Origin of the sequence: Pseudomonas sp., assembly GCF_030696055.1 — a bacterium.
Taxonomy (GTDB): Bacteria; Pseudomonadota; Gammaproteobacteria; order Pseudomonadales; family Pseudomonadaceae; genus Aquipseudomonas.
In genome coordinates this window covers 1-24404 of record NZ_JAUYNP010000248.1, presented here as the reverse complement: position 1 = coordinate 24404, position 24404 = coordinate 1, and the positions used below count along the sequence as shown (strand labels likewise).

The following is a 24404-nucleotide window of genomic DNA, read 5'->3' as shown; positions in this document are numbered from 1 at the left end:
TGGGCGCTATTTATTAGGCGCTACGGGGGCCGGGCTGGACCGGTAGTCCTCGCGCCGCTTGAGTTGAAACTCGCGTACCGCCTGGTTGTGCTGCTCCAGGGTACTGGTGAACACATGGCTGCCATCGCCCCGGGCGACGAAATACAGACTGCTGCCAGCCACCGGATTCAGCGCCGCATGGATGGCCTCACGGCCGACCAGGGCAATGGGGGTCGGCGGCATGCCGTCGATGGTATAGGTGTTGTAGGCCGTCGGCTCACGCAGATCGGCACGGGTGATTTTGCCGTTATAGCGCTCGCCCATGCCGTAGATCACCGTGGGATCGGTCTGCAGGCGCATGCCGATACGCAGGCGACGGATAAACACACCGGCGATCTCGCCGCGTTCTTCCGGCACCCCGGTTTCCTTTTCGATCATCGAGGCCATGATCAAGGCGTCGTAGGGCTCTTTGTAAGGCAGGTCCTCGGCGCGCTTGGCCCACTCCTCGGCCAGCACCTGTTCCAGTCGAGTGTGCGCCTGCTTGAGCAGTTCGAGGTCAGTCATGCCGTGGACAAAACTATAGGTATCCGGAAAGAACCGCCCTTCCGGGTTGAGCCCCGGCAGCCCCAGGCGTTTCATCAGCTGCGCGTCGCTCAGCTCGCTCAGGGTCAGATCGAGTTTGCTTTCACGGGCCAAGGCCACACGCACCTGACGAAAGCTCCAACCCTCGACCAGGGTCAGGCTGTACTGCACCACGTCGCCGCGACGCCACAACCCCAGCATGTCGATCGCCTTGAGGCCGGGAGTCAGTCGATATTCGCCGCTGTGCAACGGCTGATTGCGCAGATTGAAACGCCAGTACAGGCGCAGCCAGAAGGCGCTATCGAGCACCCCGTCGTCTTCTAGCCGGTTCAGTACGCCACCGGGAGTGGCCCCAGCTGGCACCTCGACCAAGTACTCCTCGGTCAGATTCAGCGGCTGGTGCAACGCCGTATGCTGCTGCCAGGCGACAAAAGCCACCAGCAAGCCAGCCAACAACACGCCGCCTTCCAGCAGCAGCAATAATTTGCGTATCACGAATCAGCAGTCCAGTAGATCGCGGGCAATGTTCTGCAGTTTACGGGTGAGTGGGCCGACCGGCCAGTCGTGCGTGAGCAAGGCGCGCACCGGCCAGATGCCATAGAGGCTGTTACAGAGAAATACTTCATCGCCCGCCAGCAACTCGGCATAACTGAGATCACGCACCTGGCACTCGATACCGAGAGCCGCGGCCTGCTCCAGCAACTCCGCACGCATCACCCCGGCCACCCCGCAGCGAGACAGCTGCGCGGTAAGCAACACATCCTGTTTGACGATAAACAGGTTGCTGTAGACCCCCTCAATCACCCGCCCGCTGACGTCCAGCATCAGCCCCTCGGCATGCTCGGCGTCCTGCCATTCGGCCCGCGCCAGCACTTGCTCCAGACGATTGAGGTGTTTCAGCCCCGCCAGCAGAGGCTGCTCGGCCAGGCGCGTCGCGCAGGGAAACAGGCGCACGCCCTGCTCGGCATTGAGCACGGGATAACTCGGTTTCGCCGCCCCTTGCAGGATGCGTCGCGGCTGCGCCGGCTGCGGCGGGGCATAACCGCGCAGACCATCGCCGCGGGTCAGTATCAACTTGGCCACGCCATCGCCCAGCTGTTGGCTGAACGCCAGCAACTCAGCAGTTAGCAACGCCATGTCGAGAGGAATTTGCAGGCGCGCGCAGCCTGCGGCCAAGCGTGCCAGATGGCGATCCAGCAAAGAAGCCTTGCCCGACGTGACGGCGATGGTCTCGAACAGACCATCGCCGTAGGCCAAGCCGCGATCCTTGACGGATAGCAGCTCGGCCGGCTGGCCGTCGATCCAGCTCAGCATCAGCCGGCGAACCGGCGGAACACCAGCGAGCCGTTGGTGCCGCCAAAACCGAAGGAGTTGGACAGTGCCACCTCGATGGGCATGGCCTTGGCCCCATGAGCGACGAAATCGAGGTCGCAACCCTCGTCCGGGTTATCCAGGTTGATGGTCGGCGGCGCGACCTGATCACGGATGGCCAGCACGCAGAAGATTGCCTCCACCGCACCGGCGGCGCCGAGCAGATGGCCGGTCATGGACTTGGTCGAGCTGACCGCCAGTTTGTAGGCGTGCTCGCCAAATACCGACTTCACCGCGGCCACTTCGGCCTTGTCGCCGGCCGAGGTCGAGGTGCCGTGGGCATTGATGTACTGCACCTGCTCAGGCTGCAAGCCCGCATCCCGCAGGGCATTGGTCATGCAGCGCGCGGCACCCGCGCCGTCTTCCGGCGGCGAGGTCATGTGATAGGCGTCGCCGCTCATGCCAAAGCCGATCAGCTCGGCATAAATGTGCGCGCCACGCGCCAGGGCATGTTCCAACTCTTCCAGCACCAGGGCGCCGGCGCCATCGGACAACACAAAACCATCACGATCCTTGTCCCATGGGCGGCTGGCCCGGGTCGGATCGTCGTTGCGCGTCGACATGGCCCGCGCGGCAGCAAAACCACCCAAGCCCAGACCGCAGGCGGCCATTTCGGCACCGCCGGCGACCATCACGTCGGCCTCGCCGTAGGCGATATTGCGCGCCGCCATGCCGATGCAATGGGTACCGGTGGTACAGGCGGTGGCGATGGCGTAGTTAGGCCCCTGCAGACCCAGATGGATCGACAGGAACCCGGAAATCATATTGATGATCGAGCCCGGCACGAAGAACGGCGAAATGCGCCGCGGCCCCTGCTCATGCAGAGCCCTGCAGTTGTTCTCGATATTGGTCAAACCGCCAATACCCGAACCCATGGCCACACCGATGCGCTCACGGTTGGCGTCTGTCACTTCCAGCCCGGAATCGCGCATCGCCTGAAAGCTGGCGGCCAGACCGTACTGAATAAATAGATCGAGCTTGCGTGCCTCCTTGGCGGACAAGTATTCCTCGACATTGAAGCCCTTAACCGAACCACCGATACGGGTGGAAAACGCGGAAAGGTCCATATGTTCGAGCAGGCAGATACCACTGCGCCCGGCCAAAATGCCCTGCCAACTGCTCGGCACATCGTTACCCAGTGGCGACAACATGCCCATACCGGTAACCACGACGCGTCTACGCGACACAGCAATCTCCTTTTCTAGTTTTACGACGCTAGGAATGCGCTTAAAGAAAAGCCGCACACCTGATTAGGGAGTGCGGCTTTTCCGAGTCGGGAACCGACGATTGCGTTTACGCGTGCGCGGTAACGTAATCGATAGCTTCCTGAACGGTGGTGATCTTCTCGGCTTGTTCGTCCGGGATCTCGGTCTCGAATTCTTCTTCGAGAGCCATCACCAGCTCAACGGTGTCAAGAGAGTCGGCACCCAGGTCTTCGACGAAGGAAGCGCTGTTGGTTACTTCCTCTTCTTTGACGCCCAGTTGCTCGGCAACGATTTTCTTGACGCGTTCTTCGATGGTGCTCATACCTTGTTCTCACTCCTAATGGGACAAATCCAGGCCACTAATCTGCGGCCAAGTGTATAGAAAGGGTTTTTAGCATTTCAAGCTGAATGCCGGGGAGCCCCCAGGAACACTTCAACGATCTGCCTATAAACCTGTTGCAGCTTTATAACGGATTTTAGACAGCATCTATGACAGTTTTCTGAAGGCATCCGTCACATTTAGCTCATGTACATCCCGCCATTCACAGGGATAGTAGCGCCTGTGACATAAGCCGCGCCATCAGAAGCGAGGAAAGCGACCACTTTCGCGATCTCTTCAGCCTGCCCCAAACGGCCCAGCGGAATCTGGGTAAGCAGCGCTTCACGCTGGGCTTCCGGCAGTTCGCGGGTCATATCGGTGTCGATAAAACCTGGTGCAACAGCGTTCACGGTAATCGCCCGCGAACCGACTTCGCGCGCCAACGCACGACCGAAACCTTCCAGCCCGGCCTTGGCCGCAGCATAGTTTACCTGGCCGGCGTTGCCCATGGCGCCAACTACCGAGCCGATATTGATGATGCGCCCGTAACGCGCCTTGGTCATGCCGCGCAGTACCGCCTTAGTCAGCCGGTACAGGCTGCTCAGGTTGGTATTGATGACATCGAACCACTCGTCATCCTTCATCCGCAGCATCAGGTTATCGCGGGTGATACCAGCGTTATTGACCAGAATCAACGGCTGACCCAGATGTTGCTGGATATGCTCAAGGGTGCTGGCAACCGATTCATTACTGCTGACATCCAGCACCAGACCAGCACCTTCGATGCCATTGGCTTTCAGGGTTTCGGCGATCCGCTCGGCACCCGCAGCGGAGGTTGCAGTGCCTATCACCACAGCGCCTTGACGACCCAATTCCAGGGCGATTGCCTGGCCAATACCACGGCTAGCGCCAGTAACCAGCGCGACCTTACCTTGTAGGCTCATAGAATTTCTCCTTAATCAGACCAGGGCCGCACGCGCGGCAGCGAAAGCGTCCGGGGTGTCCAAGTTGTGGGTATTGATGCCTTTCACGCAGCGTTTGTTCAAACCGGACAGCACCTTACCAGGACCGCACTCAACCAAATCGGTCACACCCTGCCCCGCCAGGCAGACCATCGACTCAACCCAGCGCACCGGACTGTAGAGCTGCGCCAGCAAGTCGCGCTTGAGACTCTCGAGGTCAGTCACCACCGCGGCACTGACGTTCTGCACCAGGGCGATTTGCGGGGTTTGCCAGTCGATTGCCGCAACGGCCTCGGCAAAGCGTTCGGCAGCCGGACGCATCAAGGCGCAATGCGAAGGCACGCTGACCGGCAGCGGCATGGCGCGCTTGGCACCACGCGCCTTGCAGGCTTCAATAGCGCGCGCTACAGCGGCCGCACCGCCGGCTATCACCACCTGGCCTGGCGCGTTGAAGTTCACTGCGCTGACCACTTCCCCCTGCGCCGCCTCGGCGCAGGCGGCCAACACATCGGCATCTTCCAGACCGAGAATAGCGGCCATGCCGCCCTGCCCAGCCGGCACAGCCTGCTGCATCAACTGCCCACGGTGCTCGACCAACTTGACCCCGGCCGCCAACGACAGGCTGCCGGCGGCTACCAGCGCCGAGTACTCACCCAGGCTATGACCGGCGACGAAGGCCGGACGCGCACCACCCTCGGCCAGCCACAAGCGCCACAGCGCAACGGAAGCCGCCAGGATCGCCGGCTGGGTCTTGTCGGTTTGATTGAGTTGCTCTTCCGGGCCCTGCTGGGTCAACGCCCAGAGGTCATAACCCAGGGCTTCGGAAGCTTCGCCAAAGGTATTCAGAATCAGCGGCTGCCGAGCGCCATGCTCGGCCAACATTGCCAGAGACTGGGAGCCCTGGCCAGGGAAGACGAATGCGAGAGATGCAGACATGGAAACCTGTTCCTAATGATCTTGATCGTCGGAAATTTGCGCCCGGCCTAGCCAAGCGCAACAAACTGACAGTTGGATGGCAGGCGGCCAGTTGCGGTCACATCCTAAAGCAAGTGCTCGCCGAGCCGGCCGTGCAAACGTTGCGGCAGATTTTCCTCAATCTCCGTCAAAGCTCGGCGAATAGCGCTCTTGAAGCCATCGGGACCTGCGGCTCCATGGCTTTTCACCACTATGCCCTGCAGACCGACGAAACTCGCGCCATTGTGCTGCGCAGGCGCCAGATCATCCTGCAGGCGGCGCAACAACGGCAACGCCAAAACCCCCACCAGACGCGCCGCCAAGCTGGATCTGAACAGCGCCTCGATACGCTGCGCGATCATCGCCGCCAAGCCCTCGCTGGACTTGAGCAGGATATTGCCGACAAAGCCATCGCAGACCACCACATCCGCCTCGCCACGATAGAGCCCGTCACCTTCGACAAAGCCTATGTAGTTCAGCCCCACAGCCCCCTGCAGCAGACTGGCCGCCAGCTTGACCTGCTGACTGCCCTTGATCTCCTCGGTACCCACATTGAGCAGTGCCACCCGCGGCCTGACGACACCCAGCGCCTCAGCCGTCACCGACCCCATTACGGCAAACTGATAGAGGTGCTCGGCACTGCAATCGACATTGGCCCCCAGGTCGAGCAAATGGCAGTAACCCGCCTGGGTCGGAATAGCCGTCACCATGGCCGGGCGATCAATCCCCGGCAGGGTCTTCAGCACATAGCGCGACAAGGCCATCAAGGCACCGGTATTACCGGCACTGACGCAGGCCTGGGCCGCGCCACTACGGAGCAACTCCAGACTCACCCGCATCGACGAATCAGGCTTGCCGCGCAGCGCCTGCGCCGGACGCTCGTCCATCGCAATGACTTCGCCAGCATGTTCGACACGCAGACGCGTGCGATCGACGCCGGGGTAGCGGGCAATCAGAGATTCAAGAAAAGAGGATTGGCCGACGAGGACCAGGTGCAACGAAGGGTATTCAACCAGACAGGCGATGCTGGCCGGAACAATGCAGTGGGGACCGAAGTCCCCACCCATTGCATCAATCGCGATGATCGGAGCGGACAAGGATTACTCGTCAGCGCCCTTGTCGATCACTTTGCGACCACGATAAACGCCTTCCGGCGATACGTGGTGACGCAGGTGAACTTCACCGGTGGTCTTCTCAACGGACAGGGTGCTGCCTTCGAGAGCATCGTGGGAACGACGCATATCACGGGCGGAACGGGATTTTTTGTTCTGCTGAACAGCCATAACTAATTAACTCCTAAACGTTTGGGTCACGCTTTAACTGTGCCAATACACTGAACGGGTTGGACCGCGTTACCTCGTCCTCGCTCGACTCGGGCTCTTCGAGGCCGGCCGGCTGCTGGCAATCTTTAGGGTCATGAGCCGGGACAATGGGCAAGGCGAGCAACAGCTCCTCCTCAACCAGCGCCAGCAGATCCAATGGGTCTTCACCCAATTCAAGCACGTCATAGCCTTGCGGCACTGACTGGGTATTCGCACCCTCTTTCACCACAGCGTAATCACAAGCACTGTAGATCGGCAAAGTGACCAACTCCAGACAACGCTGGCAAACCATCTTGACTTCAACCTCGAGCTCGCTGTGAAAAACTACAGCATTGCGCTCGTCGCGCTCGAAGAAGAACTTCGTACGCACCATGCCGTGGTTATCGGCAAGCGGGCCGCAGAGTCGCGACAATTCAGCCAGCTGCAGCTCACCTTCGAGGGTAGCGCTGCGATCAGCTAACTTGCGCGGATCAACGTGAGGTGGAATCGGGCCATTTGACATAGGCGGCGCATTCTAGGGATGCAACCCGCCGCTGTCAAAGGATATTCGGCCTGTCCAGCATCCGCCACGCCGGCTAAAATCGCCCACCGCTCAGATTGCCATATAAAGGAAAACGCCGTGCTGCCTCTGGTGCTTGCATCCAGCTCGCCTTATAGACGCGAATTACTCGCCCGCCTGCGCCTGCCCTTCAGCTGGAGCGCGCCGGCCATCGACGAAAGCGCGCACCCAGGTGAAAGCGCCGAAGCCCTGGTTCGCCGCCTGTCCGAGGAAAAAGCCCAAGCGCTGAGCGCAGCCTACCCACAGCACCTGATTATCGGCTCAGACCAGGTCGCCATACTGAACAACCAGATTCTCGGCAAACCCCACTGCCTTGAGCGCGCCCGCGAGCAATTGCTTGCCGCCAGCGGCAATAGCGTTACCTTCCTCACCGGCCTGACCCTGCTCAACAGCGCAACCAGCCAGCAGCAGACCGACTGCATCCCCTTCACCGTGCACTTTCGCCAACTCAGCGAAGCGCAAATCACCCGCTATTTGCAGGCCGAGCAACCCTTCGACTGCGCCGGCAGCTTCAAAGCCGAAGGCCTGGGAGTCAGCCTGTTCCGCAGCACCGAAGGCAGCGACAGCAACAGCCTGATCGGCCTGCCCCTGATTCGCCTGGTCGACATGCTGCACATAGCCGGCATCGACATCCCTTAAACAAACAAGCCCGGTCGATGACCGGGCTTACTTACCACTCGCAATAGCTAGCGCAAGGCCGGCCCCTGAAAGCCCATCCACAGCGCGATTCGCTCGGCCATGCTGGCACCCAGAGTTTTCGCGAAACGGTCATAGGGCGACTCTTCCACGGTGAAGTCGACCAACTCCTTCTCGCCAATCACTTCACGGGCCACGTAACTGGTATTGCCCAGCGCATCGATCAAGCCCAGTTGCAGCGCCTGCTCACCCGACCAGACCAAACCGGAAAAAAGTTCGGGGTGCTCGGCATCCTTCAAGCGATCGCCGCGCCCCCGCTTAACACTGGCAATGAACTGGCGATGAGTGGTCTCCAGCACGCCCTGCCAAAATTTGGTTTCTTCCGCCTTTTGCGGCTGGAACGGATCCAGAAACGCCTTATGCTCACCAGAGGTGTAAACCCGGCGATCAACCCCTAGCTTCTCCATCACCCCCACAAAACCAAAGGTCGCCGCAGTAACGCCAATCGAACCCACCAGACTGGCCTTATCGGCATAGATTTCATCAGCCGCACTGGCAATGTAATAGGCACCGGAAGCGCCGAGATCGGTAATCACCGCATACAGCTTGATGGCCGGATACTCGGCGCGCAGCCGCCGAATTTCGTCATAGATATAGCCGGACTGCACCGGACTACCACCCGGGCTGTTGATCCGCAGAATCACGCCCTTGGTCTTGCTGTCCTCAAAAGCCGCACGCAGGCTGCCGACAATATTGTCGGCGCTGGCAGACTCCTTATCGGCAATCATCCCGCGCACTTCAATCAGAGCCGTATGGCTCTTTCCCTTGCCAGCAGGCTTCTGCAGGTCGAGCATCGGCGCAAACAGCGCCAAGGCGACAAACAGATAGATAAAGGTCAGCAGCTTGAAGAAGATACCCCAACGCCGGGACCGACGCTGCTCCTGCACGCCAGCGAGCAAGGTCTTCTCCAGCAGCTTCCAGCTTTTACCCTCGCCATCAGCACCAGCTGCGGCCTTCCATTCATCCGACATGTTCTCTCACCTCAACTGATTGCCCACTGGCGCACCGACTAAGCCAGGCACGCAACTCGGTAAAACATCCTATTGCCAGCGTCGGCTTATGCGCACGCAAGGCCTCTAGCGACTGCGCGCCATAGCCAACCGCCACGCTATCCATACCGGCGCGCTGCGCCATCTGCAGATCGAAGGACGAATCCCCCACCATCAAGGCCTGCCTCGCGGCGACACCACTTTGCGCGAGAATCTCGTGCAGCATCAACGGATCCGGCTTGCTTGCGGTTTCATCGGCGCAGCGGCTGTAGTCGAAATAATCCAACCAACCTCGATCTGCCAGCACCCGCTGCAAGCCATGACGCCCCTTGCCGGTAGCCACCGCCAGGCGATAACCCTCGGCACGAAAAGCCTCCAACCCCTCAGCCACACCCAGGAACAGCGGTGACGGCGCGGACTCCAGCGCCAGATAGTTTTCGCTGTAACTATGCCGCATACGCTCCACACGGGCAGCATCTAACAGATCCGGGTACAGGCTGCGAATCGCCTCGGGCAAGCCCAGGCCGATAATCCCACGCACTTGCTCATCGGTGCAGCGCGCCAATTCACACGCATCGGCCGCCGCATGCATGGCCGCCACGATCCGACCGATGGAATCGACCAGAGTGCCATCCCAATCGAAGATCAGCAGCCGATAGTCACGCACTGAGCCGCTCCAGGGTGCGCGCCCACATGTCATCGACCGGCGCCTCCAGCTTGAGCTGGCCGCCATCGGGCAGCGGCACCACCAACTCATAGGCATGCAGGAACAGGCGCTTGCCGCCCAACCCGCGAATCTCCCGGGTAAAGTCGTCATCGCCGTACTTGCTGTCGCCGGCGATGCAATGCCCGGCGTGCTGGGCATGCACGCGAATCTGATGGGTACGCCCGGTTACCGGCTTGGCCTCAACCAAGGTGGCGAACTCCCCGAAACGGCGCAGCACGCGAAACACCGTCAACGCCTCTTTACCTTCGGGATTGACCTCGACCATGCGCTCACCGGAACGCAGATTGCTTTTCAGCAAGGGTGCGCTGACCTGTTTCTTGGCGGCGGCCCAATGCCCGCGCACCAAAGCCATATAGCGCTTGTCCACCCCATCGCCGCGCAAGGCTTCGTGCAGATGGCGCAACATGCTGCGCTTCTTGGCGATCATCAACAGCCCCGAGGTATCGCGATCCAGGCGGTGCACCAACTCCAGATCCTTGGCATCGGGACGCAGCTGGCGAAAAGCCTCGATCACCCCGTAATTCAGGCCGCTGCCGCCATGCACGGCGATGCCGGCCGGCTTGTTCAGCACTATCAGCGCCTTGTCTTCATAGACAATCGCCGCCTCGAGCCGCTGCAGCAGGCCCTGGGCCAGCGGCTCCGGCTCATCGCGCTCAGCCAGGCGCAGAGGCGGTACACGAATGATGTCGCCGGCCTGCAGCTTGTACTCAGGTTTGATCCGACCTTTATTCACCCGCACTTCGCCTTTGCGCAAAATGCGGTAAATCAAAGTCTTAGGCACGCCCTTGAGCTGGGTGCGAAGGAAGTTATCGATGCGTTGGCCGGCAAGCTCCGGCGCAACCTCGAGCAGCTGAACGCCGGAGGTTGGAGAGGAAGGAGTAGTCATCGCGCAATCATAACAATTTTTTATGGATTTGAAGCACTTAATCATTGCTGCTATAGTCGGGAAGCCGCCAAAAGCGGCCTGGTTCGCGGATGATCGCCAAAACTGCCATCCCCAACCAACGCAACCCTTTTGGGACGTGAGGCCGTCCGACGGGTTATTCAGAGAAAGAAAGGCCGCCAAGGCCGTGAATAACTCGGAAATAACGCCTTAAGCCATGATGCGCGACCTTCCCCTTTGGACGGTTGCGGTAATAGCCAACCCGCTGCGGATTTTCGCGAGCGGCACCCGATTTTCAGCGATACGTGTAGGGTGGAGATGTACAACTGTCGGTCCGCGTAGCAATTCGCTTTACCAAGACGCTTTATCTCGTCCGCTACCGACAGCTGATTCCTCCTCCTGACTTAGTGCTTTCTGTCACAACAGCGAGCAGGAGACGTCCGTCGCGGCCCAGCCCAACTGGCTGATTGCCGCTAGACAATGGAACGCTTTACGACCGTTCCTGACGTACCTGACACCGACCCTGAAGTCGTGTGTGCCGAACGCCGCTTCCGCCAGCACCGGAAACCGACGGTACTACATGAAAAGAATGCTGATTAACGCAACTCAGCCCGAAGAGTTGCGTGTCGCCCTAGTAGATGGCCAGAAACTCTACGACCTGGACATCGAATCCGGTGCCCGTGAGCAGAAAAAATCCAACATCTATAAAGGCCGCATCACCCGCGTAGAACCTAGCCTTGAAGCCGCCTTCGTCGACTTCGGCTCGGAGCGCCACGGCTTCCTCCCGCTTAAAGAAATTTCCCGCGAATATTTCAGCAAGGCTCCAGAAGGCCGCGTCAATATCAAAGACGTGCTCAAGGAAGGCCAGGAAGTCATAGTTCAGGTCGAGAAAGAAGAGCGTGGCAACAAGGGCGCCGCCCTGACCACTTTTATCAGCCTGGCTGGTCGTTACCTGGTGCTGATGCCGAACAACCCGCGCGCCGGTGGCATCTCGCGCCGCATCGAAGGCGAAGAGCGTAACGAGCTGCGTGAAGCGCTGAATGGCCTGGTCGCCCCGAGCGACATGGGCCTGATCGTGCGCACCGCCGGCCTGGGCCGCTCCAGCGAAGAAATGCAGTGGGACCTGGATTACCTGCTGCAACTCTGGACCGCGATCAAAGAAGCCTCGCTGGACCGCGCCGCGCCTTTCCTGATCTACCAGGAAAGCAACGTGATCATCCGCGCCATCCGCGACTACCTGCGCCAGGACATCGGCGAAGTACTGGTCGACAGCGTCGAAGCGCAGCAGGAAGCCCTGAGCTTTATCAATCAGGTGATGCCGCAGTACGCCAGCAAGATCAAGCTGTATGAAGACAGCGTGCCACTGTTCAACCGTTTCCAGATCGAAAGCCAGATCGAAACCGCCTTCCAGCGCGAAGTGAAGCTGCCGTCCGGCGGCTCCATAGTGATCGACCCGACCGAAGCCCTGGTGTCCATCGACATCAACTCGGCGCGTGCGACCAAAGGCAGCGACATCGAAGAAACCGCCCTGCAGACCAACCTGGAAGCGGCCGAAGAAATCGCCCGCCAGCTGCGCCTGCGCGACATCGGCGGCCTGATCGTGATCGACTTTATCGACATGACCCCGGCGAAGAACCAACGCGCCGTGGAAGAGAAAGTCCGCGAAAGCCTGGAAGCCGACCGCGCCCGCGTGCAAGTCGGGCGCATCTCGCGCTTCGGCCTGCTGGAAATGTCCCGTCAGCGCCTGCGCCCGTCCCTGGGTGAAAGTAGCGGTATCGTCTGCCCGCGCTGCAACGGCCAAGGCATCATCCGTGACGTCGAATCGCTGTCCCTGGCGATCCTGCGCCTGATCGAAGAAGAAGCGCTGAAGGACCGTACTGCCGAAGTGCGCGCCCAAGTGCCGATCCCGGTGGCCGCCTTCCTGCTCAACGAGAAGCGCAACTCCATCACCAAGATCGAGCTGCGCAGCCGCGCGCGCATCGTCATAGTGCCGAACGATCACCTGGAAACGCCGCACTTCGAAGTGCAGCGCATCCGTGACGACAGCCCGGAAGCGCAAACTACCCAATCCAGCTATGAAATGGCTGTGGTTGAAGTGGAAGAAGAAAAACAAGCCGCCGCCACCCGCACCCTGGTTCGCCAGGAAGCCGCTATCAAGGCCGCACCGCAGCGCACCGCGCCGACCCCGACGCCAACCGAAGCCGTTGCCGTTGCCGCCCAACCTGCTGCCGCCGAACCAAGCCTGTTCAAGGGCCTGGTCAAATCGCTGGTCAGCCTGTTTGCCGGTAAGGAAGAAGAGAAGCCGGTCGTCATCGAGAAGAAAGCCAGCGAACGCCCGCAGCGTAGCGACGAACGCCGTAGTGGTCGCCAGCAGAACCGCAACCGCGGTGGTCGCAATACTGAAGAGCGCAAGCCGCGCGAAGAACGTGCACCCCGCGAAGACCGCGCCCCGCGTGAAGAGCGTCAACCACGCGTAGCCCGCGAGGAACGTGCGCCACGTGAAGAGCGCGCACCGCGCGAAGAACGCAGCCCGCGTGACGTCGTAGAAGTTCGCGAGCCGCAGGAACTGCGCCAGTCCCGGCCGCCGCGTGAAGAGCGCCAACCGCGTGAGCGCAAGCCGCGTGAAGAGCGTCAACCGCGCGAACTGCGTGAGCCGCTGGATGCCATGCCAGGCGATAGCGCCACTGCAACCGTTACTGAAGAAGTCCGCGCCGAACGCCCGCAACGCGAACCGCGCCAGCCGCGCCCACCGCGTGAAGAGCGCCAGCCGCGCGCCGAACAAGCGGTAGCCGATGAAGAAGTGCTGAACAGCGAAGAGCAGCTGCAAGACGAAGAGCAGGAAGGCAGCGAAGGTGGCGATCGTCCACGTCGCCGCTCCCGTGGTCAGCGTCGCCGCAGCAATCGTCGTGAGCGTCAGCGCGATGCCAACGGCAACCTGATCGAAGGCAGCGAAGAAGCCGGCGAAGAAAGCGCAGAAGAGACCGCCACTGCCGCAGTCGCTGTGGTTGCAAGCGCTGCCGTCAGCCTTGAAGCGAACCCTGTTGCCGAAGCCACTCCAGCCGCTGCGATCGAGCAACCAGTTGAAGCAGTTGAAGCAGTTGAAGCAGTTCAGGTTGCAGTAGAAGCCCCAGCTGCCGAGCCGGCCGTTGAGGCACCTGCAAGCGTCAGCGAAGCTGCAGCGGCGCCCGCTGTTGCAGAAGCACCAGTTGTAGAAGCGCCCGCTCCGGTCGTAGAACAGGTTGAAGCCCCGGTTATTGCCGAAGCCGAAGCTGTTGCCGCCGCTCCAGCCATTGCAGAAACCCCTGCGGTTGCTGTCAGCAGCACTGGCCGCGCGCCTAACGATCCGCGCGAAGTGCGCCGTCGTCAGCGTGAAGCCGAGCGCCTGGCCCGCGAAGCCGCCGAAGCAGTAGCCGCTGCCCCTCAGGTCGAAGCTGCCATTGAAGCCCCTGCAGCTGCCGAAGCCGCCGTAGAAGATGCTGCCGAGCCTGCAGCCGAGACAGTGGTGAGCAGCGAAGTGGTCGAGCCCAAGGGCGAAGCCGAAGCGCCAGCCGAAGCCCCGGTGAACGAAGAGCCGCAAAGCCCTGCGTTTGCCGAAGCGGAAGCCGAAGAGCAGGACGATAAAGAAGCGGTCAAACCGCAGATCTAACGCCGCTCAGCGCAATAAAAAAGGGGATGCTTAAAAGCATCCCCTTTTTCTTTCCAGCCTTTTATCCCCCGGCACACCGCTTAAGCCACTGGGGTTACAGCACGTTCGGTTCTATCTCCAGCTCCACCGCAAAGCGCTGGGCGATATCGGCCTGAATCCGCCGGGCCAGGCTGAGCAACTGCGCGCCTGTGGCCTTGCCATAATTGACCAGCACCAGCGCCTGCAAACGGTGCACACCGGCATCCCCCTCACGAAAGCCCTTCCAACCGGCCCGGTCGATCAGCCAACCGGCGGCCAACTTGACCTGGCCATCGGCCTGCGGATAGGCTACCAAATCGGCATGCTCGGCGCGTAAGCGCTGCGCCAACTCGGCGGCGACCAAGGGATTTTTGAAGAAGCTGCCGGCATTGCCCAACTCGGCCGGGTCAGGCAATTTCTCGCTGCGAATCGCACAGATGGCGCGACTGACATCCAGCGCCGTCGGCACCGCTATGCCCTGCTCCGCCAGGCGCTGACGCACCGGGCCATACTCCAGATGCAGCGCCGCGAAGTGGCTCAAGGCAAAACGCACACGCAGAATCACCCAACGCCCGCTTTCGCGCTTGAACAGGCTATCGCGGTAGGCAAAGGCGCAGTCTTCCAGGGAAAACTCGCGCAACTCGCCGCTGCGCCTATCCAGCGCGGTCAAGCCGGCGAACAGGTCTTTCAGCTCGACCCCATAGGCGCCGATATTCTGCACTGGGGCCGCGCCCACTGTGCCGGGAATCAGGCTGAGGTTTTCCAGGCCGGCGAAGCCCTGCTCCAGCGTCCACTGCACGAAGGGGTGCCAGGACTCCCCCGCCTCCGCCTCGATCAGCACGCGCTGGCCATCATCGGCCAGCAGCCGGATGCCGCGACTGGCCATACGCAGCACCAGGGCATCGACATCGGCGGTCAACAGCAGGTTGCTGCCACCGCCGAGCAGGAGCACAGGTAATTGCTGCGCCGCCGCATAGGCCAGCGCCTCTCGCACCTGCCGATCATCCCGGGCTTCAGTGAACCAGCGCGCCGAGGCTTCGACGGCAAAGCTGTTATAGGGCTTGAGCGATACCTGCGCTTGGATCTGCAGAGTCATAAACGCCCCCTGAGCTCGACCAGCAAGGCATCACAGGCCTGCTCCAGCAGGTCCAGCACCTGCTCGAAACCTTCCTCTCCGCCGTAATAGGGATCGGGCACTTCATCCAGGGCCAGCTGATAACGGCGCAGCAACAGATCCAGCTCGGCCGCGGCATTGCCGGGGCGCAAGCGCTGCAGATTGCTCAGGTTGTTGCTGTCCATCGCCAGAATCAGGTCGAAACGCTGGAAATCCGCGGCTTCGACCTGACGCCCACGCAGGGCGGACAAGTCATAGCCGCGCTGCAGTGCGGCCTGGCGGGTGCGACTATCCGGCGCCTTGCCCACATGCCAGTCACCGGTGCCGGCGGAATCCACTTCGATGCACCCTTCCAGCCCGGCCTCACGCAGCTTGTGGCGTAACACGCCTTCAGCCGTGGGCGAGCGGCAGATATTACCCAGGCAAACGAACAGAACGCGCATCAAGCCCCCAATAGGCGGCGAACACGCTCAAGATCTTCCGCCGTATCGACACCGGCCGGCGGGGCCTCAAGGGCGTCGGCGACATGGATGCGCACGCCGTGCCAGAGCGCCCGCAGCTGCTCCAGGCATTCGCTGTCTTCCAGCCAGCAGGGGCCCCAGGCGACGAAGTCATGCAGAAACTGCGCACGGTAGGCGTAAATGCCGATATGCCGGCGATAGGGCACATTGGTCGGTAGCTGCTCGCGGCTCTGGGCAAAGGCATCCCGCGCCCAGGGCAGCGGCGCGCGGCTAAAGGTCAGCGCCAGGCCCTGCAAGTCGGCAACCACCTTGACCACATTGGGGTTAAACAGCGCGGCAACCTCTTCGATCGGCTCGGCCAGGGTGGCGATAGCCGCTTGCGGGTTGGCCGCCAAGTTGGCTGCCACCTGATCGATGATGGCCGGCGGAATCAAGGGCTCGTCGCCCTGCACATTGACCACTATGGCATCGGCGGGCAGACCCAGAGCCGTGGCCACTTCGGCCAGGCGGTCGGTGCCGGAGTTGTGGGAGGCGCTAGTCAGCACCACCTCGGCACCGAAGCCACGGCAGACCTCGACAATGCGCGCATCGTCGGTGGCCACCACCACCTGTTGCGCGCTGCTCTTGCAGGCTTGCTCCCAGACATGCTGGATCATCGGCTTGCCGGCAATATCCTGCAGCGGCTTACCCGGCAGGCGGCTGGAGGCGAAGCGCGCCGGAATCACAACGGTAAAAGCAGTGCTCATTTACTTATCCAGGCGTTCGTCGACAGACAGGCTGCGGGCTTCGGTTTCCAGCATCACCGGAATCCCATCGCGCACCGGAAAGGCCAAGGCATCGGCCTTGCAGATCAGTTCGCTCTTATCGGCGGCGAGTTTCAGCGGGCCCTTGCACAGGGGGCAGGCGAGAATATCGAGTAGTTTCGGGTCCATGGGCAATCCTTGAGGTAGAGCGGCACAGGGGGGCGAGACGGACTCACCAAATTATCAGGACGTTTAACGGCGTGGCAGCAGACGCTGTAATTGCTTATCCAGCCAACCGACAAACGCCGGTGAAGGCTGAGCATCCACCGCCAGGTACCACCAATCGTCTGCGGCAAAAGCGCGGCACTTGACCGCATCCTTTTCCGTCATCAGCAACGGCAGCGCCGGGCTGAACTTCAGCACCTCGGCGCTGTACGGCGCGTGGTCGGCGAAGGCATGCGCAACAGGTCGCCAGTGTAGCCCTTCGAGGGTATTGAAGAAACGCTGCGGGTTGCCGATGCCAGCCACCGCATGCAGGGCCTGGCCGGGCGGGAAATGGCTCAGCGGGCGCTGCTCGCCGCTGCGCAGATTGATCAGCACGCGCGGCTGCAAGCTGAAGCTGTAACCATCGTCAGGGTCGCTGGCCGCGCCGTTATAGAGCAGCGCATCGACCGCCTGCAAACGTTCCACCGGCTCACGCAGCGGGCCGGCCGGCAGGCAGCGACTATTACCCAGGCCGCGGGCGGCATCGATCAGTACCAGTTCCAGATCACGGGCCAGACGGTAATGCTGCATACCGTCGTCGCTGAGGATCAGATCCAGTGGCTCGGCAGCCAGCAAGGCCGCCACCGCGCGGCTGCGATCAGGGTCGATCATCAGCGGTACGCCGCTGCGCTGCACCAGCAGCAGGGGTTCATCGCCGGCGACAGCAGCCGCCTGCTCGGCCCTCACCCGCCAGGGCAGCTGCGGCGGCTGAGCACCATAGCCACGACTGACCACGCCAACGCGCAAGCCGCGACTGCGGCAATGCTCGATCAGCCAGAGAATCAAAGGAGTCTTGCCGGTGCCGCCGACTGTGATATTGCCCACCACCACAACCGGCACAGGTGCGCGGTAGATGTCGCCGCGACCCGCCAGAAAGCGTGCGCGCTTGCGCCGCACCACCGCGCGATACAGCCATTCCAGTGGACGCAGCAGTCCCAGTGCCGGGTGACCGGCATACCAGGCGGCGGTCAAACGATCGGCCAGGCTCATCTGTGGGCAAGCCTCAAGGCGCGGCCTGCGCCTCGACCGTGGTGATGCGCAGGTGGGCGAAGCCCAATTTGCCGGCGGCATCCATGGCGGTGATAACGGCCTGGTGCGGGGTCTTGGCGTCGGCACTGAGCGTCAGCGGCAAGCTGTTATCGCCGTCCGACTCTTTCTGCAGGGCGGCCATCAGGCTGTCCAGATCGCTTTTCAGCAAAGCCTTGGCGTTCAGCGAGTAGCTGCCATCGGCGGCAATCAGCACCTCCAACTGCTTCAGCTCGGTCTGCTCCGGCGGCGTGCCACTGGCAGCTTCCGGCAAATCGACCTTGAGTTGGGTCTCACGGGTGAAGGTGGTGGTGACCACGAAAAACAGCAGCAGGATAAACACCACGTCGATCAACGAGGCCAGGTTGATCTCGATGTTTTCCCGCGGTTTGCGCCGGAATTTCACGCCTTGTCCTCACCCAGATCGACGTCACGGTCACCCTGTACCACCTCCACCAGCTTGATCGCTTCCTGCTCCATGCCGACCACCAGCTCATCGACCCGGCGCTGCAGATAGCGGTGGAAGAACAGTGCCGGGATCGCCACCATCAGACCGGCCGCGGTGGTGATCAAGGCCTTGGAGATGCCCCCGGCCAGCGAGGCGGCATTGGTCATCCCCGAGCCCATAAAGGAGCTGAAAATATCTATCATGCCCAGCACCGTACCCAGCAGGCCGAGCAAGGGGGCGATGCCGGCAATGGTGCCGAGGGCATTGAGGTAGCGCTCCAGATCGTGGATAACCCGCGCGGCCGCCTCTTCAATGCACTCTTTCATGATCTCGCGACCATGTTTGGAGTTGGCCAGGCCCGCCGCCAACACCTCGCCCAGGGGCGAAGAGGCGCGCAGTTCCTTGAGTTTCTGGTTATTCAGTTTCTTGTCTTTGATCCAACGCCACACCTGCCCAAGCAGATTGGGTGGTGTGATGCGGCTGGGCCGCAGCGTCCACAAGCGCTCGGCAATGATGCCGGCCGCAGCGATAGAACACAGAATGATCGGCAGCATAATCCAGCCGCCAGCTTTGACCAGTTCCCACACGGTGGCAGATCCCCTTCACAAAAGTGGCGCCACTCTAGCATAGGGCCGGCGCCTCGCCGACCGCTGCCGATCTCATTTTTCCCGCCAAAAGCGTGCTTGATCGCGCAAACCCTGAGCTTGCTCGAAAGCGCCCAGGCGAATTCGTAGCGCGCCCTGCAGCACAGTGTCGTACAGCTGCGCCGCGAGCGCCCGATAGCGTGCGACCACCTCGGCATGGGGATGACCGAAGCCATTGTGCTGGCCCCGGGAGATCAGCGCAGCCTGCGGCGCGACGCGCTGCAGAAAGGCCTGCGAAGAAGAGCCGCGACTGCCGTGATGAGGGGCCAGCAACCACTCGGCGCGCAGATCCAGGTCGCTGTCGAGCAGCGCGCGCTCGGCCCGACTGTCGATATCGCCGGTCAGCAGCAGACGCTCGCCACGGGCTTCGACCCGCAGCACGCAGGACGCCTGATTGCCATCGCGCGCCGCCGCCCATTGCCAGGTGCTGAAACGCACGCCATCCCACTCCCAGCGTTGCCCGCTGACACAGGCCTCGGCCTGCAGAATCCGAGGTAGTTGATCGGGCTCACCACTAAGCACCCGCTGGACCGGCAAGCCGCGCTGAATCGCCGGCGCGCCACCGGAATGGTCATTGTCGGCATGGCTGAGCAGCAACAGATCGAGGCCGCGCACATCCAGCGCGCGCAATGACGGCAGCACCACGCGCTCGCCAGTATCGAAGTCGCCAAAACGTGGCCCGGCGTCATACAGCAGCTCGTGCTGCTGGGTGCGCAGCAATACCGCCAGCCCCTGGCCGACATCCAGCAGCCACACCTCGGCCTGCCCATGGTCAGGTCGCTGCTGCGGGCTAAACAGCAGCGGCAGCAGGAGCAACCCGCCCAGGCTGCGCATGGGTATGCCCGCCGGCAACAACAGCAGCAAGGCGCCCAGCATGACCATCGACCAGGCCCACAGTGGCAGCGCACTGGGCAACCAAGCGGGCAACCACAGGGCCATCTGCCCGAGCAGAGTAAACAGCAGGTCGAGCAGGCTGCCGGCCAGCCAGAGCAACCCCGCCCCCAACCAAGGCAGGGGCAACAACAAGGTGCCGAGCAACGCCAGCGGCACCACCAGCAGGCCGACCACTGGCACCGCCAGCAAGTTGGCCAGAGGCCCGCTGACACTGACCGGCAAACCCAGCGCCAGCAATAGCGGCAGCAAGCCGATGGCCATGGCCCACTGCGCGCGCATCCAGGTGCGCCACCAGGGCCAGGCGCCCAGACGCCCGCTAAACAGCAGAAGCAACAGCGCCACGGCGCCAAAGGACAACCAGAAACCCGCCTGCAGGCTGGCCAAAGGCTCCAGCAGTAACACCGCGACCAGAGCCAATAGCAGCGGCAGCCAGACGCCCAGGTGGCGAAAGCGCCAACGCCAGAGCAACACCAGGCCGACCATCACGCAGGCGCGCTGCAGCGGTACTGCAAAACCTGCCAGCAGGCCGTAGCCGAGCGCACCGGCAAAGGCCAAGGCGCAGGCCCAGGGCAGCCAGGGCCAAGCCCGCGGCCAGCAACCCAGGCGCGCCAAACCGGCCACCAGGCCATACAACAACCCAGCAAGCAGACCTATATGCTGACCGGAAATCACCATAAGGTGGACGGTGCCGGTGTTCTGCAACACCTGCCAATCGGCCCTCGACAATCCCGAACCGTCGCCCAGCACCAGCGCCGCCAAGGCCCCTTGCCGCCCCTGCGCCGGCGTCGCCAGCACACGCTGGCGCAGGCTATCGCGCCAAGCGCCCAGGCCAGTCGCCGACTGCACCAGCTCGCCACTCTTGACCGTGCCGGTGGCGCCTATGCGCTGCGCCAACAGCCAGGCCTCATAGTCGAAGGCTTGCGGGTTAACCAGCCCACGGGGACGCTTCACGCGCACCGCCAGGCGCCAGGTTTCGCCAGCATGCAGCGCTGGCCCGCCATACCAGGTCAAACGCAGACGTGCGGGCAACTTGGCACGCCGCGAGCTGGCCTGTTCCAGCTGAAAACGCACCACGCCCTCGCCTGCCTCCGGCAAGCCCACCACCCGGCCTTGCAGCCACAGGGTACGGCCATCCAGTTCGAGCGCCAGGTGGTCATCCAGGGCCCACTGCGCCGAGGTGCAGGCCCAGGTAAACCCCAGGAAAAACAGCCCCAGCGGGTAACTGCGCCAGGGCAAGAGCATCAAGGCCGCGACGACTAGCGCGCCTAGTAACCAGAAAGGCGGCAGTGCCGGCAGAAAACGCACGGCCAGCAGCCCCGCCGCCAGCGCCACTATCCCTATGCGCATAGACTCACTCCATAAGTCGGCGCCCTGCCTGAGCACCTGCAGAGCTGAAACAAAAAAGCCGTTACTCGGTAACGGCTCTTTTGTTTCAGGCAGATTAGCAGCTCACTCGTAACGCAGCGCCTCAGCCGGTTGGATACGCGCCGCCCGCCAGGACGGATAGAGGGTGGCCAGAAAGCTCAGGCTGAACGCCGCGCCACAGATCAGCAGCACATCGGAGAGCAGCAACTGCGAAGGCAGGTTGCTGATGAAATACACATCCGAACTCATCACCTGCTGACCGCTCACCCGCTCGATCCAGGCTACCAGCTGGCTGACATTCAAGGCCGCCAGAATGCCCAGCAGCGCGCCGATCAGCGTACCTATCCCGCCAATCACAGTGCCCTGCACCATAAAGATACCCATGATCTGCCCAGGCGTGGCGCCCAGGGTACGCAGGATGGCGATGTCCGCGCCCTTGTCCGCCACCACCATGATCAGGGTGGCGATGATATTGAAGGCGGCCACCGCCACTATCAGCAGCAGCAGCAGGCCGATCATGGTCTTCTCCATTTTCATGGCGCTGAACAGGCTGCCCTGGGTCAGGGTCCAGTCGCTGGACTTGTAGCCCTCGCCCAGCCCGGCGGCAATGCTCGCCGCCACCTGCGGCGCCTGATACAGATCCTGCAATTTCAAGCGCACGCTCTGCACCTGGCCGGGCTGCAGGCGTTGGATATGTGCGGCATCGGCGACGTGCATCAGCGCCAGGGAGCTGTCCAGCTCGGCGCCGACCTTGAACACCCCCACCACATTCAGGCGCTGCATGCGCGGGCTGATGCCGCCGGGCACCGAACTCAGCTCAGGCACTATCAGCGCCAGCTTGTCGCCGACCCGCAGCTGGAAACGCCGCGCGGTGATCTCGCCAATCACCACACCGAACTCGCCCTCACGCAGATCACTCAGGCGGCCTTGCTGTATATGCTGGTCGATAATTGACACCTGCGGCTCCAGCGCCGGGTCCACGCCCTGCAGCTGAATCGGCTGCATCGCGCCACGGAAGGACAACATGCCCTCCAGCTCGGCAAAGGGCACCGCCGCGATCACCTGGGGATGCTTGCGCGCAACATCGGCAACTTGCTGCCAGTTATCCAGCGGCTGCGCCCCGGCGATACTGGCGTGCGGCACCATGCCGAGGATGCGCGTGCTCATTTCCTTCTGGAAACCGTTCATCACCGAGAGCACCACAATCATGGCCAACACGCCCAGGGCCAGGCCGATCATCGAGGTCATCGAGATAAAGGAAATAAAGTGGTTGCGCCGCTTGGCCCCGGTATAGCGGATACCGATAAAGATACTCAGCGGACGAAACATCAGGCGGCCACCAGCTTGCCGTCTTCCAGACGCAGGATGCGGTCCATCTGCTGGGCCAGGCTCATGTCGTGGGTCACCACCAGAAAGGCGGTCTGCGAGGAGCTGCTCAGCTCCTTCATCAATTCCTGAATGCCTTGGGCGGTGTGATGGTCGAGGTTGCCGGTGGGCTCATCGAGCAGCACCAGGCCCGGCTGGTTGACCAGGGCGCGGGCGATGGCCACGCGCTGCCGCTCGCCACCGGACAGCTCCGACGGCTTATGCGCCAACCGATGGCCCAGGCCGACCCGCTCCAGCAGCGCCGTGGCGCGCTGACGTGCCTCGGCGATCGGCGTACGGCCGATCAGCAGCGGCATGCAGACGTTTTCCAGGGCGGTGAATTCCGGCAACAGGTGATGGAACTGGTAGACGAAGCCCAGCGAGCGGTTGCGCAGCAGGCCGCGCTCCTTTTCGTTGAGCGCCGACAGCTCCTCACCGGCCAGCCAGACGCTGCCGGTGCTCGGCGTATCCAGGCCGCCGAGCATATTGAGCAAGGTACTCTTGCCCGAGCCGGAGCTGCCGACTATCGCCACGCGCTCGCCGGGGTGCAGTTCCAACTGCAGATCCTCCAGCACCACCACCGATTGCGGGCCCTCGTCGTAGCTCTTGCCGAGGTTGCGACAACTCAACACTGCACGTTCTTGCATAACCTGATCACTCATAACCCAATTCACTCATAACGTAGCGCCTCCGCGGGCTGGGTACGGGCCGCGCGCCAGGCCGGATAAAGGGTGGCGAAAAAACTCAGCAGCAAGGCCGCGCCGCATACCAGCAGCACGTCCTGCAGCATCAACTGCGAAGGCAGATAGTCGATGAAATACACGTCGGCATTGAGGAATTTGATGCCCAACACGCGCTCCAGAGCGGCGATGGCGCCGCTGATATTCAGCGCCGCGAGTATGCCCAGCAGCGCGCCCAGCGCCGTGCCGAACACGCCGATCACGGTGCCTTGGACCATAAAGATCGCCATGATCTGCCGCGGCGTGGCGCCCAGGGTACGCAGAATGGCGATATCGCCTTTCTTGTCGGTCACCACCATGACCAGGGTGGAGATGATATTGAAGGCCGCCACCGCCACTATCAGCAGCAACAACAGGCCGATCATCGCCTTCTCCATGCGGATCGCCTGATAGAGATTGCCGTGGGTGCGGGTCCAGTCACGGGCGAAGAAATCCCCCTCGCCCAGGGTTTGCGCCAGGGCCCAGGCGGTGCGCGGCGCCTGGAACAGATCGGCGAACTTCAGGCGGATGCCCTGCACCTGATCGGCCTGCCAGCGTTGCAGGCGCGCCAGATCCTGCACATGGGTCAAGGCCAGGTAGCCGTCGATCTCACCGGCGCCGACATGGAAGATACCCACCACGGTGAAACGCTTGAGCCGCGGGAACATCCCGGCGGGCGTGACCGTCACCTCGGGCGCGACAAAGGTGATCTTGTCGCCCAGGCCCACGCCCAGCTTGGCCGCAGCCTTGTCGCCAATCACCATGCCGAACTCGCCAGGCTTGAGGTCCTCCAGACGGCCTTTCTCGAAGAAATTGCCGATAATGGAGACCTTGGTTTCCTCCACCGGATCAACCGCATTGATCAGCACTTTCTGCACCCGCCCAGCGTGGGTGAGCAGCCCCTGCATCTGGCTGAAAGGCGCTACCGCCAGCACCTGCGGATTGCTTTGCGCCTGGTCGGCCAGGCGCCGCCAGTCGTTGATCGGCGTAGCGCTCTCGACAGTGGCATGCGGCACCATGCCGAGCACGCGGGTACGCATTTCATGGTCGAAACCATTCATCACCGACAACACCAGGATCATCACCAGCACACCCAGTGCCAGCCCGATCATCGAAGTCAGGGATATAAAGGAAACGAAATGATTGCGG

The 24404-nt window shown here is 62.2% G+C and carries 25 protein-coding genes; 2 read left to right on the top strand and 23 right to left on the bottom strand.

The annotated features are described in order from the left end of the window. Positions 1–6: 6 nt before the first annotated feature. The 9 genes from mltG to Q8Q83_RS14555 all read right to left on the bottom strand — a co-directional run bounded on the left by mltG (position 7) and on the right by Q8Q83_RS14555 (position 7196). On the bottom strand, positions 7–1056 hold the full coding sequence (gene mltG / locus Q8Q83_RS14595; protein WP_305624863.1) for an endolytic transglycosylase MltG: 1050 nt from the start codon (positions 1054–1056) through the stop codon (positions 7–9). Between the two features lie 3 nt (positions 1057–1059). Beyond that, positions 1060–1875 carry an aminodeoxychorismate lyase gene (pabC, locus tag Q8Q83_RS14590; protein ID WP_305624862.1) on the bottom strand — a complete coding sequence of 272 codons (816 nt, stop codon included), beginning with the start codon at positions 1873–1875 and terminating at the stop codon, positions 1060–1062. Further along, complete coding sequence (gene fabF / locus Q8Q83_RS14585; RefSeq protein WP_305624861.1) at positions 1875–3119, bottom strand: beta-ketoacyl-ACP synthase II; 1245 nt, start codon at positions 3117–3119, stop codon at positions 1875–1877. The genes pabC and fabF overlap by 1 nt, the downstream gene beginning before the upstream one ends. A 106-nt stretch (positions 3120–3225) precedes the next feature. After that, complete coding sequence (gene acpP / locus Q8Q83_RS14580) at positions 3226–3459, bottom strand: acyl carrier protein (protein WP_058066290.1); 234 nt, start codon at positions 3457–3459, stop codon at positions 3226–3228. A gap of 197 nt (positions 3460–3656) precedes the next feature. Continuing rightward, on the bottom strand, positions 3657–4400 hold the full coding sequence (gene fabG, locus Q8Q83_RS14575; protein ID WP_305624860.1) for a 3-oxoacyl-ACP reductase FabG: 744 nt from the start codon (positions 4398–4400) through the stop codon (positions 3657–3659). A 15-nt stretch (positions 4401–4415) separates the two neighbouring features. Continuing rightward, positions 4416–5354, bottom strand: coding sequence for an ACP S-malonyltransferase (gene fabD / locus Q8Q83_RS14570; RefSeq protein ID WP_305624859.1), 939 nt, complete (start codon positions 5352–5354; stop codon positions 4416–4418). A 104-nt stretch (positions 5355–5458) separates the two neighbouring features. Further along, positions 5459–6469 (bottom strand): phosphate acyltransferase PlsX, encoded by a 1011-nt coding sequence (gene plsX / locus Q8Q83_RS14565; protein ID WP_371132416.1) that lies wholly within the window; start codon positions 6467–6469, stop codon positions 5459–5461. Positions 6470–6472: 3 nt separating this feature from the next. Continuing rightward, positions 6473–6655, bottom strand: coding sequence for a 50S ribosomal protein L32 (gene rpmF, locus Q8Q83_RS14560; protein ID WP_305624858.1), 183 nt, complete (start codon positions 6653–6655; stop codon positions 6473–6475). Between the two features lie 13 nt (positions 6656–6668). Then, on the bottom strand, positions 6669–7196 hold the full coding sequence (locus tag Q8Q83_RS14555; RefSeq protein ID WP_305624857.1) for a YceD family protein: 528 nt from the start codon (positions 7194–7196) through the stop codon (positions 6669–6671). 117 nt (positions 7197–7313) lie between these two features. On the opposite strand from Q8Q83_RS14555, the gene Q8Q83_RS14550 reads away from it, so the two are divergent. Continuing rightward, entirely contained in the window at positions 7314–7892 is a 579-nt protein-coding gene (locus Q8Q83_RS14550; RefSeq protein WP_305624856.1) for a nucleoside triphosphate pyrophosphatase, read from the top strand. Positions 7893–7939: 47 nt separating this feature from the next. On the opposite strand, the gene Q8Q83_RS14545 is transcribed toward Q8Q83_RS14550, so the two are convergent. From Q8Q83_RS14545 to rluC, 3 genes are read right to left on the bottom strand one after another with little or no spacing between them, the layout of a single operon-like run. Then, positions 7940–8920 carry a S49 family peptidase gene (locus tag Q8Q83_RS14545; protein WP_305624855.1) on the bottom strand — a complete coding sequence of 327 codons (981 nt, stop codon included), beginning with the start codon at positions 8918–8920 and terminating at the stop codon, positions 7940–7942. Continuing rightward, entirely contained in the window at positions 8910–9605 is a 696-nt protein-coding gene (locus Q8Q83_RS14540) for an HAD-IA family hydrolase (RefSeq protein WP_305624854.1), read from the bottom strand. Before Q8Q83_RS14540 ends, Q8Q83_RS14545 begins: the two co-directional genes overlap by 11 nt. After that, entirely contained in the window at positions 9598–10551 is a 954-nt protein-coding gene (gene rluC, locus Q8Q83_RS14535; RefSeq protein ID WP_305624853.1) for a 23S rRNA pseudouridine(955/2504/2580) synthase RluC, read from the bottom strand. The genes Q8Q83_RS14540 and rluC overlap by 8 nt, the downstream gene beginning before the upstream one ends. 577 nt (positions 10552–11128) lie before the next feature. Between rluC and rne the strand changes: the two genes are divergently transcribed. After that, complete coding sequence (gene rne, locus Q8Q83_RS14530; protein ID WP_305624852.1) at positions 11129–14194, top strand: ribonuclease E; 3066 nt, start codon at positions 11129–11131, stop codon at positions 14192–14194. A 94-nt stretch (positions 14195–14288) separates the two neighbouring features. On the opposite strand, the gene murB is transcribed toward rne, so the two are convergent. The 11 genes from murB to Q8Q83_RS14475 all read right to left on the bottom strand — a co-directional run. Next, complete coding sequence (gene murB / locus Q8Q83_RS14525; protein WP_305624851.1) at positions 14289–15308, bottom strand: UDP-N-acetylmuramate dehydrogenase; 1020 nt, start codon at positions 15306–15308, stop codon at positions 14289–14291. After that, positions 15305–15769 carry a low molecular weight protein-tyrosine-phosphatase gene (locus Q8Q83_RS14520; protein ID WP_305624850.1) on the bottom strand — a complete coding sequence of 155 codons (465 nt, stop codon included), beginning with the start codon at positions 15767–15769 and terminating at the stop codon, positions 15305–15307. Before Q8Q83_RS14520 ends, murB begins: the two co-directional genes overlap by 4 nt. After that, positions 15769–16533, bottom strand: a complete 765-nt coding sequence (kdsB, locus tag Q8Q83_RS14515) for a 3-deoxy-manno-octulosonate cytidylyltransferase (RefSeq protein WP_305624849.1) — start codon at positions 16531–16533, stop codon at positions 15769–15771. Before kdsB ends, Q8Q83_RS14520 begins: the two co-directional genes overlap by 1 nt. Then, a complete protein-coding gene (locus tag Q8Q83_RS14510) occupies positions 16534–16719 on the bottom strand; it encodes a Trm112 family protein (RefSeq protein WP_305624848.1) in 186 nt (61 codons plus the stop codon). A 63-nt stretch (positions 16720–16782) separates the two neighbouring features. Then, positions 16783–17784 (bottom strand): tetraacyldisaccharide 4'-kinase, encoded by a 1002-nt coding sequence (gene lpxK, locus Q8Q83_RS14505; RefSeq protein ID WP_305624847.1) that lies wholly within the window; start codon positions 17782–17784, stop codon positions 16783–16785. 13 nt (positions 17785–17797) lie between these two features. Then, positions 17798–18226 (bottom strand): biopolymer transporter ExbD, encoded by a 429-nt coding sequence (locus Q8Q83_RS14500; protein ID WP_305624846.1) that lies wholly within the window; start codon positions 18224–18226, stop codon positions 17798–17800. Then, positions 18223–18855 carry a MotA/TolQ/ExbB proton channel family protein gene (locus tag Q8Q83_RS14495; RefSeq protein WP_305624845.1) on the bottom strand — a complete coding sequence of 211 codons (633 nt, stop codon included), beginning with the start codon at positions 18853–18855 and terminating at the stop codon, positions 18223–18225. Before Q8Q83_RS14495 ends, Q8Q83_RS14500 begins: the two co-directional genes overlap by 4 nt. Positions 18856–18927: 72 nt before the next feature. Beyond that, the gene (locus Q8Q83_RS14490; RefSeq protein WP_305624844.1) at positions 18928–21153 is read right to left on the bottom strand and encodes a DNA internalization-related competence protein ComEC/Rec2; all 2226 of its coding nucleotides are present in this window, start codon (positions 21151–21153) and stop codon (positions 18928–18930) included. A gap of 102 nt (positions 21154–21255) precedes the next feature. After that, on the bottom strand, positions 21256–22500 hold the full coding sequence (locus Q8Q83_RS14485; protein WP_305624843.1) for a lipoprotein-releasing ABC transporter permease subunit: 1245 nt from the start codon (positions 22498–22500) through the stop codon (positions 21256–21258). Beyond that, positions 22500–23183: a lipoprotein-releasing ABC transporter ATP-binding protein LolD gene (lolD, locus tag Q8Q83_RS14480; RefSeq protein WP_305624842.1), complete on the bottom strand. Its 684-nt coding sequence runs from the start codon at positions 23181–23183 to the stop codon at positions 22500–22502. Before lolD ends, Q8Q83_RS14485 begins: the two co-directional genes overlap by 1 nt. A gap of 23 nt (positions 23184–23206) precedes the next feature. Next, positions 23207–24404: lipoprotein-releasing ABC transporter permease subunit (locus Q8Q83_RS14475; RefSeq protein ID WP_305624841.1), on the bottom strand; the 1198-nt coding region annotated here is incomplete at its 5' end.

Coding starts and splice junctions, on each gene's coding strand:
- rluC (WP_305624853.1), bottom strand. CDS start 10,551: ATGACTACTCCTTCCTCTCCAACCTCCGGCGTTCAGCTGCTCGAGGTT.
- Q8Q83_RS14520 (WP_305624850.1), bottom strand. CDS start 15,769: ATGCGCGTTCTGTTCGTTTGCCTGGGTAATATCTGCCGCTCGCCCACG.
- Q8Q83_RS14555 (WP_305624857.1), bottom strand. CDS start 7,196: ATGTCAAATGGCCCGATTCCACCTCACGTTGATCCGCGCAAGTTAGCT.
- rne (WP_305624852.1), top strand. CDS start 11,129: ATGAAAAGAATGCTGATTAACGCAACTCAGCCCGAAGAGTTGCGTGTC.
- kdsB (WP_305624849.1), bottom strand. CDS start 16,533: ATGAGCACTGCTTTTACCGTTGTGATTCCGGCGCGCTTCGCCTCCAGC.
- Q8Q83_RS14545 (WP_305624855.1), bottom strand. CDS start 8,920: ATGTCGGATGAATGGAAGGCCGCAGCTGGTGCTGATGGCGAGGGTAAA.
- pabC (WP_305624862.1), bottom strand. CDS start 1,875: ATGCTGAGCTGGATCGACGGCCAGCCGGCCGAGCTGCTATCCGTCAAG.
- fabD (WP_305624859.1), bottom strand. CDS start 5,354: ATGTCTGCATCTCTCGCATTCGTCTTCCCTGGCCAGGGCTCCCAGTCT.
- rpmF (WP_305624858.1), bottom strand. CDS start 6,655: ATGGCTGTTCAGCAGAACAAAAAATCCCGTTCCGCCCGTGATATGCGT.
- Q8Q83_RS14485 (WP_305624843.1), bottom strand. CDS start 22,500: ATGTTTCGTCCGCTGAGTATCTTTATCGGTATCCGCTATACCGGGGCC.
- lpxK (WP_305624847.1), bottom strand. CDS start 17,784: ATGAGCCTGGCCGATCGTTTGACCGCCGCCTGGTATGCCGGTCACCCG.
- Q8Q83_RS14510 (WP_305624848.1), bottom strand. CDS start 16,719: ATGGACCCGAAACTACTCGATATTCTCGCCTGCCCCCTGTGCAAGGGC.
- fabG (WP_305624860.1), bottom strand. CDS start 4,400: ATGAGCCTACAAGGTAAGGTCGCGCTGGTTACTGGCGCTAGCCGTGGT.
- acpP (WP_058066290.1), bottom strand. CDS start 3,459: ATGAGCACCATCGAAGAACGCGTCAAGAAAATCGTTGCCGAGCAACTG.
- Q8Q83_RS14490 (WP_305624844.1), bottom strand. CDS start 21,153: ATGCGCATAGGGATAGTGGCGCTGGCGGCGGGGCTGCTGGCCGTGCGT.
- murB (WP_305624851.1), bottom strand. CDS start 15,308: ATGACTCTGCAGATCCAAGCGCAGGTATCGCTCAAGCCCTATAACAGC.
- lolD (WP_305624842.1), bottom strand. CDS start 23,183: ATGCAAGAACGTGCAGTGTTGAGTTGTCGCAACCTCGGCAAGAGCTAC.